General features: G+C 68.0%; 19 protein-coding genes. 13 read left to right on the top strand and 6 right to left on the bottom strand.

Features of this window, described 5'->3' with window-relative positions:
• The first annotated feature begins 45 nt into the window (after positions 1-45).
• Entirely contained in the window at positions 46-315 is a 270-nt protein-coding gene (rpsO, locus tag ACQUSX_RS03550; protein ID WP_241925812.1) for a 30S ribosomal protein S15, read from the top strand.
• An 80-nt stretch (positions 316-395) separates the two neighbouring features.
• Here rpsO and ACQUSX_RS03545 read toward each other — a convergent pair whose 3' ends face one another.
• Both ACQUSX_RS03545 and ACQUSX_RS03540 read right to left on the bottom strand, forming a co-directional pair.
• Complete coding sequence (locus ACQUSX_RS03545; protein WP_428905583.1) at positions 396-1,400, bottom strand: isopenicillin N synthase family dioxygenase; 1,005 nt, start codon at positions 1,398-1,400, stop codon at positions 396-398.
• A gap of 56 nt (positions 1,401-1,456) precedes the next feature.
• Positions 1,457-2,587, bottom strand: coding sequence for an acyltransferase family protein (locus tag ACQUSX_RS03540; RefSeq protein WP_428905582.1), 1,131 nt, complete (start codon positions 2,585-2,587; stop codon positions 1,457-1,459).
• A 101-nt stretch (positions 2,588-2,688) separates the two neighbouring features.
• Between ACQUSX_RS03540 and ACQUSX_RS03535 the strand changes: the two genes are divergently transcribed.
• From ACQUSX_RS03535 to ACQUSX_RS03525, 3 genes are read left to right on the top strand one after another with little or no spacing between them, the layout of a single operon-like run.
• The gene (locus tag ACQUSX_RS03535; RefSeq protein ID WP_428905581.1) at positions 2,689-3,909 is read left to right on the top strand and encodes an LLM class flavin-dependent oxidoreductase; all 1,221 of its coding nucleotides are present in this window, start codon (positions 2,689-2,691) and stop codon (positions 3,907-3,909) included.
• A 1-nt stretch (position 3,910) separates the two neighbouring features.
• Positions 3,911-4,555, top strand: coding sequence for an FMN reductase (locus ACQUSX_RS03530; protein WP_428905580.1), 645 nt, complete (start codon positions 3,911-3,913; stop codon positions 4,553-4,555).
• 54 nt (positions 4,556-4,609) lie between these two features.
• Positions 4,610-5,359: an SDR family oxidoreductase gene (locus ACQUSX_RS03525; RefSeq protein WP_428905579.1), complete on the top strand. Its 750-nt coding sequence runs from the start codon at positions 4,610-4,612 to the stop codon at positions 5,357-5,359.
• A gap of 25 nt (positions 5,360-5,384) precedes the next feature.
• On the opposite strand, the gene ACQUSX_RS03520 is transcribed toward ACQUSX_RS03525, so the two are convergent.
• Positions 5,385-5,558, bottom strand: coding sequence for a DUF5302 domain-containing protein (locus ACQUSX_RS03520; protein ID WP_428905578.1), 174 nt, complete (start codon positions 5,556-5,558; stop codon positions 5,385-5,387).
• A gap of 330 nt (positions 5,559-5,888) precedes the next feature.
• On the opposite strand from ACQUSX_RS03520, the gene ACQUSX_RS03515 reads away from it, so the two are divergent.
• The 5 genes from ACQUSX_RS03515 to ACQUSX_RS03495 all read left to right on the top strand — a co-directional run bounded on the left by ACQUSX_RS03515 (position 5,889) and on the right by ACQUSX_RS03495 (position 11,282).
• Positions 5,889-8,162 carry a polyribonucleotide nucleotidyltransferase gene (locus tag ACQUSX_RS03515; RefSeq protein WP_428905577.1) on the top strand — a complete coding sequence of 758 codons (2,274 nt, stop codon included), beginning with the start codon at positions 5,889-5,891 and terminating at the stop codon, positions 8,160-8,162.
• A gap of 215 nt (positions 8,163-8,377) precedes the next feature.
• Positions 8,378-9,403, top strand: coding sequence for an aldo/keto reductase (locus tag ACQUSX_RS03510; protein WP_428905576.1), 1,026 nt, complete (start codon positions 8,378-8,380; stop codon positions 9,401-9,403).
• 46 nt (positions 9,404-9,449) lie between these two features.
• Positions 9,450-10,052, top strand: a complete 603-nt coding sequence (locus ACQUSX_RS03505) for a histidine phosphatase family protein (RefSeq protein ID WP_428905575.1) — start codon at positions 9,450-9,452, stop codon at positions 10,050-10,052.
• 43 nt (positions 10,053-10,095) lie between these two features.
• The gene (gene dapB / locus ACQUSX_RS03500; RefSeq protein WP_428905574.1) at positions 10,096-10,842 is read left to right on the top strand and encodes a 4-hydroxy-tetrahydrodipicolinate reductase; all 747 of its coding nucleotides are present in this window, start codon (positions 10,096-10,098) and stop codon (positions 10,840-10,842) included.
• A complete protein-coding gene (locus tag ACQUSX_RS03495) occupies positions 10,839-11,282 on the top strand; it encodes a tetratricopeptide repeat protein (protein ID WP_428905573.1) in 444 nt (147 codons plus the stop codon). The genes dapB and ACQUSX_RS03495 overlap by 4 nt, the downstream gene beginning before the upstream one ends.
• A gap of 27 nt (positions 11,283-11,309) precedes the next feature.
• On the opposite strand, the gene ACQUSX_RS03490 is transcribed toward ACQUSX_RS03495, so the two are convergent.
• The 3 genes from ACQUSX_RS03490 to ACQUSX_RS03480 are packed head-to-tail and all read right to left on the bottom strand — an operon-like array spanning position 11,310 to position 12,689.
• Positions 11,310-11,735, bottom strand: a complete 426-nt coding sequence (locus ACQUSX_RS03490; RefSeq protein WP_428905572.1) for an OsmC family peroxiredoxin — start codon at positions 11,733-11,735, stop codon at positions 11,310-11,312.
• Positions 11,736-11,793: 58 nt separating this feature from the next.
• Positions 11,794-12,267, bottom strand: a complete 474-nt coding sequence (locus ACQUSX_RS03485; RefSeq protein WP_428905571.1) for a DUF4395 domain-containing protein — start codon at positions 12,265-12,267, stop codon at positions 11,794-11,796.
• Positions 12,264-12,689: a thioredoxin family protein gene (locus ACQUSX_RS03480; RefSeq protein WP_428905570.1), complete on the bottom strand. Its 426-nt coding sequence runs from the start codon at positions 12,687-12,689 to the stop codon at positions 12,264-12,266. Before ACQUSX_RS03480 ends, ACQUSX_RS03485 begins: the two co-directional genes overlap by 4 nt.
• A gap of 93 nt (positions 12,690-12,782) precedes the next feature.
• On the opposite strand from ACQUSX_RS03480, the gene ACQUSX_RS03475 reads away from it, so the two are divergent.
• From ACQUSX_RS03475 to dapA, 4 genes are read left to right on the top strand one after another with little or no spacing between them, the layout of a single operon-like run.
• A complete protein-coding gene (locus ACQUSX_RS03475) occupies positions 12,783-13,592 on the top strand; it encodes a thymidylate synthase (RefSeq protein ID WP_428905569.1) in 810 nt (269 codons plus the stop codon).
• Complete coding sequence (locus ACQUSX_RS03470; protein ID WP_428905568.1) at positions 13,589-14,086, top strand: dihydrofolate reductase; 498 nt, start codon at positions 13,589-13,591, stop codon at positions 14,084-14,086. The genes ACQUSX_RS03475 and ACQUSX_RS03470 overlap by 4 nt, the downstream gene beginning before the upstream one ends.
• Positions 14,086-14,847, top strand: a complete 762-nt coding sequence (locus tag ACQUSX_RS03465) for an SDR family NAD(P)-dependent oxidoreductase (RefSeq protein WP_428905567.1) — start codon at positions 14,086-14,088, stop codon at positions 14,845-14,847. The genes ACQUSX_RS03470 and ACQUSX_RS03465 overlap by 1 nt, the downstream gene beginning before the upstream one ends.
• A gap of 59 nt (positions 14,848-14,906) precedes the next feature.
• On the top strand, positions 14,907-15,884 hold the full coding sequence (gene dapA, locus ACQUSX_RS03460) for a 4-hydroxy-tetrahydrodipicolinate synthase (protein ID WP_428905566.1): 978 nt from the start codon (positions 14,907-14,909) through the stop codon (positions 15,882-15,884).
• Positions 15,885-15,887 lie beyond the last annotated feature (3 nt).

The raw sequence follows: 15,887 nt of genomic DNA, 5'->3' as shown, positions 1-15,887 counted from the left end.
TTCGGCGTCCTGCACCGCGCAACAAGCAGAGAGGGGATCGAATCTATGGCACTGGAAGCAGACGTCAAGAAGGCGATCATCGAAGAGTACGCGACGCACCCCGGTGACACCGGATCCCCCGAGGTGCAGGTCGCAATGCTGACGCAGCGCATCAAGGACCTCACCGAGCACCTGAAGGACCACAAGCACGACCACCACTCGCGCCGTGGTCTGTTCCTGCTCGTCGGTCAGCGCCGTCGCCTGCTGGGTTACCTGCAGGACGTCGACATCAACCGTTACCGCTCGCTCATCGAGCGTCTCGGATTGCGTCGCTGAGACCAGCGTTCAATCGCGCAGAACATTCTTGAGAAGGCCGCCCCGAGGTATCGGGGCGGCCTTCGTCATTCCGGAGCCCGTTAGGCGCGTGCGCCCACCAGATCCGCATGGTGGATCGCCGCGACATCGGGGTGAGCACGCAGCCGCGACTTGAGGGCGTTCTCGCCGTAGAGGCTGTGGATCGGGTTGCCCGGATCCTCCGTCACGCCCCGAGCGTCCCGTGCGAGCTCCGCCGGCAGATCGATGAGCGGCAGTGTGCGATCCAGCGCCGGGTTGAAGAAGAACGGGATCGAGATGCGGTCGTGCGGTGCCCGCGGCGACACCACGCGATGATTCGTCGCTCGCAGATATCCACCGGTCGCGTACTCGAGCAGCTCGCCGATGTTGACCACGAAGGCGCCCGGCACCGGAGGCGCATCCACCCAGGCGCCGTCTCGCTCGACCTGCAGCCCGCCCTTGCCGGGCTCGACCCAGAGCAGCGTCAGGACGCCGGAGTCCTTGTGCGCGCCGACACCCTGCTGCGGCTCGGGATCGTCGGTGCCCGGGTAGCGGACGATCTTGATCAGCGTGGACGGCTCGCCGAAGTGGTCGTCGAAGTATCCGGCATCCGCCCCGAGCGACTGCGCCCACGCGCGCAGCAGCCGGCGGGAGATCTCCGACAGAGCTTCGTGCCATTCGCTCACGACCTCGCGCAGCTCCGGCTGCGCCGACGGCCACAGATTCGGACCGATCAGGCGTCGATAGCCCGGGCCACCGGCGACCGCTTCCCGCTCCGGACCGATGTCGATCTGCTCGCGCCAGTCGACGAGTCCCTTGGTGCGCTCACCGCCGACGCGCGTGTAGCCGCGGAAGTGCGGGCTCTTGACGTTCTCGATGGCGAGCTTGTCGGCTTCCGGCAGCGCGAAGAACGCGCGGGCGGCGCGATGAAGGCGCTCCTCGAGCCCGGCGGGGATGCCGGTGCCGGTGAGGTAGAAGAACCCGATATCACGGGTAGCGGTGCGCAGATCGTCGCGGAAGCGCGCAGCGGCGACAGGGCCGCGATCGAGCTGCGAAAGATCCAGAACAGGAAGGGTGAGATCGACCATGCGTCGACGGTAGATGCTGCGGCGCTCGCCGCACAGTAATGTTGCGCTGTCTTACCTCATCGGGGGCGTCGAGAGCCGGTTGGGTCGTTGCGGTGGCCACCTGCGACGACCGAGGGATCGGCGAACATCCACCGCGGTCGCGGCTCGATGAGCGGACGGAACAGCCGGCGAACCGGCTTGGAGGCGAGCAGGAAGGCCGTCGCGACCGACAGTGCCGTGACAGCGGGCAGCCAGAACCAGGTCGGATCCAGCCCGCGCAGGATGCCGGATTCCCGGAACGGGTAGAGCACGAAGGAATGCAGCAGGTAGACGTACATCGTGTACTGGCCGAGCGTGGTCCACCACTGGCCGCGGCGGGGGATCAGTGCGAAGAAGGACGCGCTCAGCAGCACGGCGAGCGCCATCACGGCCAGCCGCACGATGCCCGCCCACCACAGTCCGCCGTCGGTGAGATCGGCATAGGAGTCGTCGTAGAAGAACCATTGCCGCAGGTCGATCTCCCGCCAGACGTCGATCCAGCGCCAGACCACGAAGCACCAGCCCGCCAGAACAGCCAGGGCCGCGGCCCTCAGCCACCACGGCCGGTACTCGATCAGGCGGAGGCGCCGCACGATGTCGTGCTCGCTGAGCCACCAGCCGAGGGTGAAGAAGAACAGTAGGCCGAGTGTGCGCGACAGCGAGAAGGTGCTGTTGACGTTGCTCATGTAGCCGACGCCGATCGAGATCACCAGTGCCCAGGCCAGCGGCCAGCGAAGCAGCGCCAGATACGGCAGTACGAGGCGGAAGATTCCGAGTGCCAGGAGGAACCACAGCGTCCAGGAGGGTTGAGTGAGGTTCGGGTCGGCGCGTCCTTCGACGAGCCATTTCGTCAGCATCCACAGCGCTTCGAAGATCACGTACGGCACGAGGATGTCGGTGATCACGCGCGCCATCTGCCGCCGGTTCGGGCTCGTCGACTTGGAGAAGTACCCCGAGATGATGGCGAACGCCGGCATGTGGAATGCGTAGATCACCAGATAGAGCGTCTCGGAGATGGCCGAGTCGTAGGTGAGACGCTGGATGCCATGGCCGAGAACGACCAGTACGACGCAGGCGAACCTCGCGTTGTCCCAGAACGGGACGCGTCGCCGCGGGCGGGAGATCGCGCCCGTCGACGTGGTGGGAGGGTGCTGCTCGGTACTGCTCATCATCCGAGGCTACCGGCGGGAATAAGGTTGCGCCTATCACGTTCTATCAATTACATTCACCTGAATACAGCGGGTGCCACAGCACCCGGAGCGGAGAGAACATGAACGAGGGCGCGATGCAGTTCGGCATCATGTCGGTCAGCGACATCACGCAGGACCCCACGACGGGCATCACTCCAAGTGAGCGCGAGCGCATCCAGGCGACCGCGACGATCGCCAAGCACGCGGAGGAGGTGGGCCTCGACGTCTTCGCGATCGGCGAGCACCACAACCCGCCGTTCTGGTCCTCCAGCCCGACGACCTTCCTCGCCTATGTCGCCGCGCAGACCGAGAAGCTCATCGTCTCGACCTCGACGACGCTGATCACGACCAACGACCCGGTGCGCATCGCCGAGGAGTACTCGATGCTGCAGCACGTCTCCGGCGGACGCATGGACCTCATGCTCGGCCGAGGCAACACCGGTCCGGTCTACCCGTGGTTCGGTCAGGACATCCGCCAGGGGCTGCCGCTGGCGATCGAGAACTACGCTCTGCTGCGTCAGCTCTGGGACAACGACGTGGTCGACTGGGAGGGCAAGTTCCGCACGCCGCTGCAGGGCTTCACCTCGACGCCGCGTCCGCTCGACGGCGTCGCGCCGTTCGTCTGGCACGGCTCCATCCGCACGCCCGAGATCGCCGAGCAGGCCGCGTACTACGGTGACGGCTTCTTCGCCAACAACATCTTCTGGCCCAAGGAGCACTACCAGCGCCTCATCGAGCTCTACCGCCAGCGCTATGCGCACTACGGTCACGGCACCCCGGAGCAAGCCATCGTCGGAATCGGCGGGCAGGTGTTCATGGCCGCGAAGTCGCAGGATGCGATCGACCGGTTCCGCCCGTACTTCGACAACGCGCCGGTCTACGGCCACGGTCCGTCGATGGAGGACTTCACCGAGATGACGCCCCTGACGGTCGGATCGCCGCAGCAGGTGATCGACCGCTACGCCGCCATGCGAGAGACGTTCGGCGACTTCCAGCGTCAGCTCTTCCTGATCGACCACGCGGGTCTGCCGCTGAAGACGGTGCTCGAGCAGCTCGACATCCTCGGCGGCGAGGTGGTCCCGGTGCTGCGCAGGGAACTGGCGAAAGACCGGCCGGAGAGCGTTCCTGATGCCCCGACACATGCCGCCCGGGTCAAGGCCGTGTACGGCGACGGACCGTCGCGCGAAGCGCGCCCGGCCGCGAACCGCGGTGACAACCTCACGGCAGGCTCTCCCTACCAGGACGCGCCGGCACCCGCGGGATCGGCCTTCGGCCGCGCCGCCACTGGAAAGGACGCGTGACATGAGCGAGCGCCGCATCGCCGTCATCTCCTCGGGACTGTCGAACCCGTCATCCACCCGCATGCTTGCCGATCGCCTCTCCGCCGAGACGGCGAAGGCGCTGCTGGAGCGCGGTGTGCACGTGAAGGTCGACGTGATCGAGCTTCGGGATCTGGCTCACGACATCACGAACAACCTGCTGACGGGTTTCGCGCCGCCTGCCCTCGAGGCGGCCATCAACACCGTGGTCTCCTCCGACGGGGTCATCGCGGTGACGCCGATCTTCTCGACGAGCTACGCGGGCCTGTTCAAGTCCTTCATCGACGTGCTCGATCCGGATTCGCTCACGGGCAAGCCCGTGCTGCTGGGGGCGAACGCGGGCACGGCCCGGCATTCGCTGGCGATCGACTACGCGATCCGTCCGCTGTTCACCTACCTGCACGCCGAGCCCGTCTCGACGGGCGTCTTCGCGGCGTCGAGCGACTGGGGCGCCAACGCCGACCAGGTCGCGCCGCTGAGCAAGCGCGTCGAGCGCGGTGCGCGCGAGCTTGCCGAGGCGATCGCGCGTCGCGAACCTGCGAAGGATCAGGATCCGTTCGACCCCGCGAACTACCTGGGGGAGGGGCGCTCGTTCGGTCACCTGCTCGGCGGTCTCGCCGGAGAATGACCAGGAGCGTCACGACAGCGTGACGCGGCGCCCCCGGCGGTGGATGATGGGCAGATGGACATCGCAATCGCCGGGGGCACCGGAGTCGTGGGTGCGCACGTCTCGCGCATCGCTCAGCAGCGCGGTCATGCCGTGCGGACGCTCAGTCGCAGCAACGGCGTCGACGTGCGCTCCGGAGTCGGTCTCGAGGGTGCGCTGAGAGGTGCGGATGCTGTCATCGACGTCCTGAACATCACGACACTGAATGAGAAGCAGGCGACGAAGTTCTTCCGCACGACCACCGCCGCGCTGCTGGCGGCCGAAGATCGCGCAGGGGTCGCGCACCACATCGCGCTGTCGATCGTGGGGGTCGACCGGGCGCCGCACGGCTACTACGGCGGGAAGCTCGCACAGGAGAACGAGATCTCTGCAGGAGCAGTGCCGTGGACTGTGCTGCGCGCGACCCAGTTCCACGAGTTCGCGTCCCAGATGTACGCGCGAACCTCTCTCGGTCCGGTGCACCCGGTGGTTCGGATGCGCACCCAGCCGGTCGCCGTGACCGAGGTCGCGACCCGTCTCGTCGAACTGGCAGAGGGATCCGCGCAGGGACGATCGCGCGATCTGGCGGGTCCGCGCGAAGAGGACCTCGCAGACATGATGCGGGCTTGGGCGCGGCACGCCGGACGGGGCGGGTGGATGCCGCGCATCCCGATGCCCGGTGAGTTCGGGCGTGCCATGCGCGACGGTCTGCTGCTGCCGGGGCCGGACGCGCAGCGCGGGAGCGAGACGTTCGCGCAGTGGCTCTCGGCCCAGCCCGAGGGCTGAGCCGAGAGCGGGTCGGAAGGTGCGCTCAGCCGCTCTTGCGGCGGAACTCGCGCTTCATCTGCGGGGCAGCGGTCGCATGCACGGCCGAGTCGCCGTCCAGGTGAGCTTCGCCGCCTTGACTGCGCGCGTTCTTCTTGTCGAGCGCTTCCTTGAACTTGCGCTTCATCTCCTCGGTGGAGACTGCCTTGTCTTCGCTCATGCGTGTCAGCCTAGTCCGCCGCGCCCGCCGCGTCACGAACCCTGCCCATTGCCGCTCGGGTGCTTGACCCGGGCGACTGCTAGGCTGGACGCGGGAGCCTCTGGCATCCCATCAATTGCATATCTGCTTCACACGGAGCGGTCGGCTGAGAAGCTGGTCCCCTGTGGTGGGTTCCTCGTCGCACACGGCGCCGGGTGGTCTTCTACTGGTGGCCAGCGCAGGCGAGATTCGCGGGAATGCCCGCGCGCTTATATCTGTCCGCATCCGCTCCTTCGCGAGAACTCGCGCGCCATACGGGCGAGCGAGCCTAAACAAAGAAGGAGAGACCTCTTGGAAGGTCCTGAAATCACCGCAGCTGAGGCCGTTCTCGACAACGGCCGCTTCGGCACCCGCACCGTCCGCTTCGAGACCGGCCGCCTTGCTCAGCAGGCGCAGGGATCCGTCGCGGCATACCTTGACGACGAGACCATGCTCCTGTCGGCCACCAGCGCGGGCAAGCACCCGCGCGAGGGCTTCGACTTCTTCCCGCTGACGGTCGACGTCGAGGAGCGCTCCTACGCCGCCGGAAAGATCCCCGGCTCGTTCTTCCGCCGCGAGGGTCGTCCCTCCACCGAGGCGATCCTGGTCTGCCGTCTGATCGACCGTCCGCTGCGCCCGTCGTTCGTCGACGGCCTGCGCAACGAGGTCCAGATCGTCATCACGGTCCTCTCGATCGCCCCGGGCGAGTACTACGACGCGCTCGCGATCAACGCGGCATCCGCATCCACGCAGATCTCCGGGCTGCCCTTCTCGGGCCCGATCGCCGGTGTGCGCCTGGCGCTCATCCCCGGTCAGGGCGAGCACGCCGACCAGTGGGTCGCGTTCCCGAACCAGGCCCAGGTCGAAGAGGCCGTGTTCGACCTCATGGTCGCCGGCCGTGTGGTCAAGAAGGCCGACGGCTCGGAAGACGTCGCAATCATGATGGTCGAGGCCGAGGCCACCGAGAACAGCTGGAACCTCATCAAGGCCGGCGCCGTCAAGCCGAGCGAAGAGGTCGTCGCAGGCGGCCTCGAGGCAGCCAAGCCGTTCCTCAAGAAGCTCGTCGAGGCTCAGGCCGAGATGGCCGCGCACTCGGCGAAGGAGCCCGGCGTCTACCCGGTCTTCCCGGCATACGAGCAGGCCACCTACGACTTCATCGCAGCCTCGGCGGCCGCTGACCTCGAGAAGGTCTACCAGATCGCCGACAAGCAGGAGCGTCAGAGCGCCGACGACGAGGTCAAGGACCGCGTCAAGGCCGAGGTCGCCGCAGCGATCGAGGCAGGAACCCTTCCGGCGTCCGCCGCGGGTGAGGTCTCGGGCGCGTACAAGTCGGTCACCAAGGGCATCGTCCGCGGGCGCATCCTCTCCGAGGGCGTCCGCATGGACGGCCGCGGTGCGGCTGACATCCGCCCGCTGGACGCAGAGGTACAGGTGATCCCGCGCGTTCACGGCTCCGCGATCTTCCAGCGCGGTGAGACCCAGATCATGGGCGTCACCACACTGAACATGCTCAAGATGGAGCAGCAGATCGACTCGCTGTCGCCCACGACCAGCAAGCGCTACATGCACCACTACAACTTCCCGCCCTACTCGACCGGTGAGACCGGCCGCGTCGGTTCGCCGAAGCGTCGCGAGATCGGGCACGGCTTCCTGGCCGAGCGCGCCCTCGTGCCGGTGCTGCCCAGCCGCGAGGAGTTCCCCTACGCGATCCGCCAGGTGTCCGAGGCTCTCGGCTCCAACGGCTCGACGTCGATGGGCTCGGTCTGCGCCTCCACCCTGTCGCTGCTGAACGCCGGTGTGCCGCTGCGCGCCCCCGTCGCCGGCATCGCGATGGGCCTGGTCACCGATGAGGTCGACGGCGAGACCCGCTACGCGGCTCTGACCGACATCCTCGGTGCAGAGGACGCCCTGGGCGACATGGACTTCAAGGTCGCCGGCACCAGCGAGTTCATCACCGCGATCCAGCTCGACACCAAGCTCGACGGCATCCCGTCGTCCGTGCTCGGCGGCGCGCTCACGCAGGCTCGCGACGCTCGTCTGACGATCCTGAACGTGTTGAACGCAGCGATCGACGCACCCGACGAGATGGCGCCGACCGCACCTCGCGTGATCAGCGTGCAGATCCCGGTCGACAAGATCGGCGAGCTGATCGGCCCGAAGGGCAAGACGATCAACGCGATCCAGGACGAGACCGGCGCGCAGATCTCCATCGAGGAGGACGGCACCGTCTACATCGGCGCGATCGACGGCCCCTCGGCCGAGGCCGCTCGTGCACAGGTCAACGCGATCGCCAACCCCACCAACCCGGAGGTCGGCGAGCAGTTCCTCGGCACCGTGGTGAAGATCGCCAGCTTCGGCGCCTTCATCTCGCTGCTGCCGGGCAAGGATGGCCTCCTGCACGTCACGGAGGTGCGCAAGCTCGCCGGCGGCAAGCGTGTCGAGAACGTCGACGACGTGCTCTCGGTCGGCCAGAAGCTGCTCGTGCGCATCACCAAGATCGACGACCGCGGCAAGCTGTCGCTCGAGCCGGTGATCGAAGAGGCTTCAGCCGAGGCTGAGACTGCTGAGGCACCCGCCGAGGCGTGATCTGAACGGATGCCGGTGAACGGCATCCGAGGCCCGGATCCCCGCGACACTTCGCGAGGCTCCGGGCCTCGTCATATCCGATGTGATCAAACCGTTATAGGAAGTTCCTTCTCCGCGCCGTCATCATGCGCGGAGCACAGCACGACCTCGCTTACCCTCGAAGTACGCACCGGGGGGTGTGGCGATGTCGGAGCGATGATCCGCGGGGGTGAGACATGAAGCTATTCGGCGTAGGCGCGGCCGATCAGCGCTCGCGCCCTGGCTCCCTGTCGCAGGCCCACCCGTCCGCCCCGATTCCGGTGATCGGTCCTGGCGTGGGCGAGGCGATCCGGGTTCCGCTCGGCGACACCGGCCACCGCGTCTTCCCGCTGATGCTGGGCGCCGGCGAGTTCGGCTGGAACGTCGACCTCGAGACCAGCCACGGCATCCTCGACCGCTACGTCGAGTTCGGCGGCAACGCGATCCACACAGCCGACGGCTTCGCCGGAGGGCGGAGCGAGCACATCGTCGGGCAATGGCTCCGCTCGCGCGGCGGACGCGAGCGGATCGTCCTCGGCGCGCGGATCGGCTCGCACCCCGACAACCCCGGTCTCGGATCGATCAACCTCGTCCGAGCGGTCGAGGGCTCGCTGACGCGGCTGGGCGTCGAGCGGATCGACGTGCTCTATCTGGATGCGACACTCGACGGCACGACCCACCTCGAGGACACCCTTGCGACGGTCGAATGGCTGCGCGAATCCGGCAAGGTCGCGACACTCGGCGGCTTCCGCTTCGCGCCGGAGCGTCTCGTCGAGGCGCGGATCCTCGCCTCCGCGGGTTACCCGCGGATCGAAGTGCTCGACGAGCCGTACAACCTCGTCCGCCGCGACGGCTTCGAGGGCGACCTCCGCCTGGTCTCCACTGCGCAGGGCCTCGCAGTGACTCCGTCGCACGCGCTCGAGCACGGGTTCCTCTCCGGCCGGCACCGCCGCAAGTCCGGAGTCAGCGGAGCGCGCGGCGAGCAGCTCAAGAGCAGTCTGAACCGCCGCGGCATCCGCGTGCTGCGTGCGCTCGACGGCATCGCCGAGGAGCTCTCGGTGCCTGTCGCAGCCGTCTCCATCGCCTGGCTGCTCGCCCAGCGCAGCGTGGTCGCGCCGATCGTGAACGCGTTCGCGCCGCATCACGTCGAAGAGCTCATGCAGGGCGCAGGCATCTCGCTGCTGCGGTCCCAGGTGGCCGAGCTCACCCGTGCCGGCGACTGACTAAACTGGAGTCACCCCCGGTGCGGTGGGACGAATTGAGTGGGCTGTGACGCATTACATCTATCTGGTCAGACACGGTGAACATCAGGATGCCGAGCACGGTGTCGACGACGGCCCCCTCTCGCCACGCGGTGGGCGCCAGGCTGAGCTGATCGCCGACCGACTCTCCGGGCTTCCGCTGGACGCCGTCTGGCACTCTCCGCTGCTGCGCGCCGCCGAGACGGCGAGGGCGGTCGCGGCACGGCTGCCCTCGGTCGATCCGGTGCCCTCCGCGCTGCTGTTCGACTGCGTGCCGAGCGGGATGACCGAAGACGCCCCGACGGCCTATGAGTCGTTCTTCGGCTCGGTCAGCGACGCCGAGGTGGAGGCCGGTCGTGCGCAGATGGCGGATGCCGTCGGCGAGTTCCTACGGCGCAGGAACGGTGATGTGCACGAGGTGCTCATCACGCACAACTTCGTCATCGCCTGGTTCGTGCGCGAGGTGCTGGGTGCGCCGGACTGGCGGTGGATGACCCTGAACCAGGCGCACTGCGGCCTCACCGTCATCGCACAGAAGCAGGGCCGCCCGTGGACGCTGCTCAGCCACAACGATCTCGGCCACCTGCCGATGGAGCTGCGCACCGGGCTGCCGGAGGTCCCGCTGATCTGACACGTCGGCGTTCGCGCCGATCGGTCGAATCTAGACTGGGTTCATGACCACAAAGGTTGCCCTCGTCGGCGGTACAGGCAAGCTCGGACGCATCATCCACTCGGTGATCGACGAACTCGAGGGCTTCGAGGTGAGCGCGGTGCTCGGTTCGGACAGCGATCTCGGCGAGCTCGACGGCGCCGACCTGGTGGTCGACGCCTCGACGCCCGCGGTCAGCGTCGACGTCGTCCGCGCCGCGATCGATCGAGGACTGAACGTCCTGGTCGGGACCTCGGGCTGGTCGCAGGAGCGCATCGCACTCGTGCGACCGCTGGTCGCCGCAGCCGAGACCGGGATCGTGTTCATCCCGAACTTCTCGCTCGGCTCGGCACTCGGCTCTGCGCTGGCCGCCTCCGCGGCACCGTTCTTCCCCTCCGCCGAGATCATCGAAGCGCATCACGATCGCAAGATCGATTCGCCCAGCGGCACGGCTGTGCGCACCGCCGAGATGATGATCGACGCGCGCGACGAGCAGGGACCGTTCCAGGCACCGCACGTCGATCAGCGGGCGCGCGGTCAGCAGGTATCGAGCATTCCGGTGCACTCGCTTCGCCGCCCAGGGGTGATCGCCAGGCAGGAGGTCATCCTCTCGGGGGCGGGGGAGTCGCTGTCGATCGTGCACGACACGATCGATTCGGCGGCCGCCTATGCGCCGGGCATCCGACTCGCGGTGCCGTACGCTCGCGACGCGCGCGGAATCGTAGTGGGACTGGAGAGCCTGATCGACATCGGCATCGGAGCTCGTTCGTGACCTCGCGCGTCGGCGTCACCATCATGGGTGTCGCAATGCTCCTGTACATCGCGACGACCGTGTGGCTCGCTGTGATGTTCTTCAGCGTGGGCACCGCCCCCGGCATCGGGATGGGCGTCGCTCTGCTGGTCATCGCGCCCATCGGGGTGTGGGCGCTGGTCCGCGAGCTCATGTTCGGCTACGCGGCCGATCGCCTCGGCCGTGCGCTCGACGCCGAGGGCGGCATGCCCGAGGCGCCCGCCGAGCTGACGCCCAGCGGCCGCCTGCGTCGCGAGGACGTCGAGCCGCTCGTCGCCGAGTACTCGTCCCGGATCGAGGAGAATCCTCGGGAATGGCGCGCCCACTACCGGCTGGGAGTGGTTCAGGATGCCGCTGGGCGGCGGAAGGATGCCAGGGCAAGCATCCGCGAGGCGATCAGGCTGTCGCGCGCGCGGCCCTGATGCGACCCGGCCGCAGTCGTCGGATGTTCAGGCGAGACTCGCCTCGAGGGTGATGTCGATGCCCGCGAGTGCCTGCGACACCGGGCATCCGGCCTTGGCGCCCTCGGCGATCTCCTGGAACTTCTCCGGGGTGATGCCGGGGACCGTGGCGTTGACGTTCAGGTGGCTGCCGGTGATCCCCTTGCCGGGGGCGAAGGTCACCGAGGCTGAGGTGTTGACACGCTCCGGTGGGGTGCCGTTCTCAGCCAGCGCATGCGAGAAGGCCATGCTGAAGCACGATGCGTGCGCCGCGGCGATGAGCTCCTCCGGCGTGGTCGTCGTGTCCGACCCCTCGGAGCGAGCCTTCCAGTCGATGGGGAAGGTCCCGAGGTTCGAGGTCGAGAACGCGACGGTTCCGGAGCCCTCCATGAGGGAACCGGTCCAGGTGGTGGCGGCTTCGCTGGTGATGGGCATGATTCCTCCAGTGGTCGCATCTCGCGCAGGCGCCGCGGGTTCGCGTCGCCACGCCAGCCTATCGACGTGAGGTCGCGCGCGGTACTGCGACCAGGCGCTGCAGCAGCAGATACATCTGGCACCCGAGGCAGAACCCGAAGGCCGCATTGAGGAAGGCGGCGATGAAGGCAGCGGAGGTGGCGACCACGAGACCCAGCGGCACCCCGCCGAGGTGCAGCAGCAGACCGACCCCGACCACTGTGAGGCCGACGCCCTGCGCGAAGCGCGGCGGGCGGGGATCCTCGAGCTCCTGCGGTGCCGCCAGGCGAGGACGCACCACCCGGCGGTACAGCACGCTCCACGGCGACGTCGTGGGGGAGAGGACGCCCCACAGGAACAGCGCCGCGATCGCCAGGGTGAGCCAGAAGGCCGCGTCGTACGGATAGGGATCGGTGTCGAGCAGGCCCAGCAGGACGGCGATGAGCAGCAGGCCGGACGTGATCCAGGCGGCGAAGCGCGGTGCCCGGGGGTCGATGCCGGTGTGGTCGGTCATGATGCCTCCTGCGGGATGGGCTGCTCGGAGAGTGCCGCGGTCAGTTCCGCTCGCTGCGGAACGCCGACGAAGCGCGCGGCGACCGTGCCCTGCGCGCTGACCACGAAGGTCGTCGGGGTGGTGAGTACGCGATGCCTGGATGCGATGTCCGGGCGAAGGGTGAGGTCGACATCGACGAATTCGACGTCCGGATGCCCGGATGCGACGTTCTGCAGCATCCGACGCACCTGCGGGCAGCGCGAGCAGGTCTCGGTGCCGAACAGCACCACGGCGACGCGCCCCGCAGGCAGGCCGAGCGCGGTGGCGTCCACGGCGCCCCTCCCGCGTCTGCGCCGCCCGTCTCGCAGTCGCCACACGACGCCGGCGATCATCGCGACCGCGACGAGCACGGCGACGGTGAGCAGAGCGGAAGCGAGGGGCATCGTTCGAGGGTACGTCGCGCAAGGGCATCCAGCGGCGGATATGACGCAGGATGACACGCCGCATTCGGGCATCCGCCGGGTATCGTTGCTGGCATGAGCGCCGCCGTTCCCACGCCCTATGAAGATCTGCTCCGTGACGTGCTCGAGAACGGCACGCACAAGGACGACCGCACCGGCACCGGCACGACGAGCGTGTTCGGCCGGCAGATCCGCTTCGACCTCGCGCAGGGGTTCCCGCTGATCACCACCAAGCGGGTGCACTTCAAATCGATCGCGTACGAGCTGCTGTGGTTCCTCCGGGGTGATTCGAACGTGCGCTGGCTGCAGGAGAACGGCGTCACGATCTGGGACGAGTGGGCGGACGCCGACGGCGACCTCGGTCCGGTGTACGGCGTGCAGTGGCGCTCATGGCCGACCCCTGACGGCGGCAGCATCGACCAGCTCTCGCAGGTGATCGACCAGATCAAGCAGACTCCGGATTCCCGCCGCCTCATCGTCTCCGCATGGAATCCCGCCGACATCCCGGACATGGCGCTCGCCCCCTGTCACGCGATGTTCCAGTTCTACGTCGCCGACGGCAGACTCTCGTGCCAGCTCTACCAGCGCAGCGCCGACCTGTTCCTCGGCGTTCCGTTCAACATCGCCTCGTATGCGCTGCTGACGCTGATGGTCGCGCAGCAGACCGGCCTCGAGCCCGGCGACTTCGTGTGGACCGGCGGCGACTGCCACATCTACGACAACCACGTCGAGCAGGTGCGCGAGCAGCTCAGCCGTGAGCCGTTCCCGTACCCCGCGCTGCGCATCGAGCGCACGCCGGAGTCGATCCTCGACTACCGCTACGACGACTTCGTCGTCGAGGACTACCAGCACCACCCGGCGATCCGCGCGGCGGTGGCGGTATGAGCGCGGCACCTGTCAAACCGATGATGGCGGGACTCATCTGGGCCGAGGCTCACGGCGGCGTGATCGGCGCCTCCGGCGGGATGCCCTGGCATGTGCCGGAGGACCTGGCACACTTCAAGGAGGTCACCCTCGGCGCACCCGTCGTGATGGGGCGCAAGACCTGGGACTCGCTGCCCGAGAGGTTCCGTCCGCTGCCAGGGCGCGAGAACATCGTCATCACGCGGCAGCAGGACTGGACTGCTGAGGGCGCGCGGCGCGCGGCGAGCGTGCACGACGCGGTGCGCGGCCTCGACAGGGTGTGGGTGATCGGCGGCGCTGAGATCTTCGCCCAGGTGATCGCCGACGCGGACCGGCTCGAGGTGACCGAACTCGACCTCGATGTCGACGGTGATGCGTACGCCCCGCCAAAGACCGGCTGGCGGCTGGTCGACGAAGGCGAATGGCAAACCTCGCGGACAGGCATCCGCTACCGCTTCCTCGGATACGAGCGCTGATGCCGACCGCGCTCATCACCGGCGCCAGCGCCGGACTCGGGACGGAGTTCGCCCGCCAGCTCGCGGCCCGCGGCGGCGATCTCGTGCTCGTCGCCCGTGGCGCCGATGCTCTCGAAGAGCTGGCCGCGCAGCTGCGCACCCAGCACGGCATCGCGGTGGAGGTCATCACCGCCGACCTGTCGATCGAAACCGACGTGCAGCGCGTCGCGGAGCGGATCGCCGATTCCGGGCATCCGATCGACCTCCTGATCAACAACGCCGGTTTCGGACTGCCCCTCCACTTCGCCGACAACGACATCGACGACGAGGTGCGTCATCTGCGCGTGCACGTGGAGGCCGCGATGCGTCTGATGCACGCGGCGATCCGCGCGATGCGCGGACGCGGCGGGCGCATCATCAACGTGGCATCGGTCGCAGGGTTCATCTCACGCTCCACCTACTCCGCCTGCAAGGGCTGGCTGATCGGCTTCAGTCGCTGGGCGAACGCCGAGTACTCCCGCGATGGCGTCACGGTCACCGCGGTCTGTCCCGGCTTCACGCACACGACATTCCACGAGCGGATGGGCCTGCCTCCCGGCCAGGAGGGCATTCCCGGGATCATGTGGCTCGATGCGCCGGCCGTCGTGCGCGAGGGCCTGCGTGATGCCGCACGCGGCCGGTCGGTCTCGATCCCGTCGCTGCGGTACAAGGCGATCGTCATGCTGAGCAGAGTGCTGCCCGCGTCGCTGACGTCGGGCGTCGCGCGTCGCGGGCGGGTCTGACCTCATCATGCGCCATGCACGGGTCTCTGGGACGATCCGCGAAACGCTACGCTGAGAGGATGACGCACACGGACAATCCCTTCGGACAGGTTCTTGTCGCGCTGGTCACCCCCATGACCGCCGACGGTGAGGTCGACTGGCCCGCCGTCGAGAAGCACATCGATCAGGTGATCTCGGATGGCGCCGACGGCATCGTCGTCACCGGCACGACCGGCGAGACCTCCACCCTCACCGACGATGAGAAGCTGCGTCTGGTCGAGGTCGGCAAGGACGTCTCCGCCGGTCGTGCGAAGATCATCACCGGCGGCGGTTCGAACGAGACCGCACACGCCATCGAGCTGTACCGGGCCAGCGAGAAGGCCGGCGCCGACGGCATCATGATCGTCACGCCGTACTACAACAAGCCCACGCAGGCAGGCATCCTCACCCACTTCCGCCTCGTCGCGGATGCGACCGATCTTCCGGTCATCCTGTACGACATCCCGGGGCGCACGGGTGTGCCGATCAAGTACGAGACGATCCTGCGCCTTGCCAAGCACCCCAACATCCTCGCGATCAAGGACGCCAAGGGCGACTTCTCCGAGGTCAGCCGGGTGCTGAACCAGACGGACCTGATGTACTTCTCCGGAGACGACGCCAACGTGCTGCCGCACCTCGCGATCGGCGCCACCGGCATGATCGGCGTCACGGCGAACATCACCTCGGCTCCGTACCGCGCCATCATCGACGCCGTCAACCGTGGGGATCTCGCGGCAGCGACCGCCGAGCACAAGCGACTCGAGCCGCTCGTGCGCGCCGTGATGACCCACGTGCCGGGCACTGTGTCGGCGAAGTACATCCTGCACGGCCTCGGCCGCATCGGCAGCCCGCGCGTCCGACTGCCGCTGGTGGGCCCGGAGGAGTGGGAGGCCGCGATCATCGAGGACGAGCTCGCTCTCGTCACCGACGTGCCCGGCGCCGACTTCTCGAACTTCCGCCCCGACCGCAATGCAGCGGCCGGCGGCGCCCTGCCCAAGGTGCACGGCACCACACGATGAGCG

It is taken from the genome of Microbacterium alcoholitolerans (genome assembly GCF_050408615.1).
In the GTDB taxonomy this organism is placed as follows: domain Bacteria; phylum Actinomycetota; class Actinomycetes; order Actinomycetales; family Microbacteriaceae; genus Microbacterium.
Note: the sequence above shows the minus strand (reverse complement) of the source record. Positions and strands in the feature narration are given on the sequence as shown.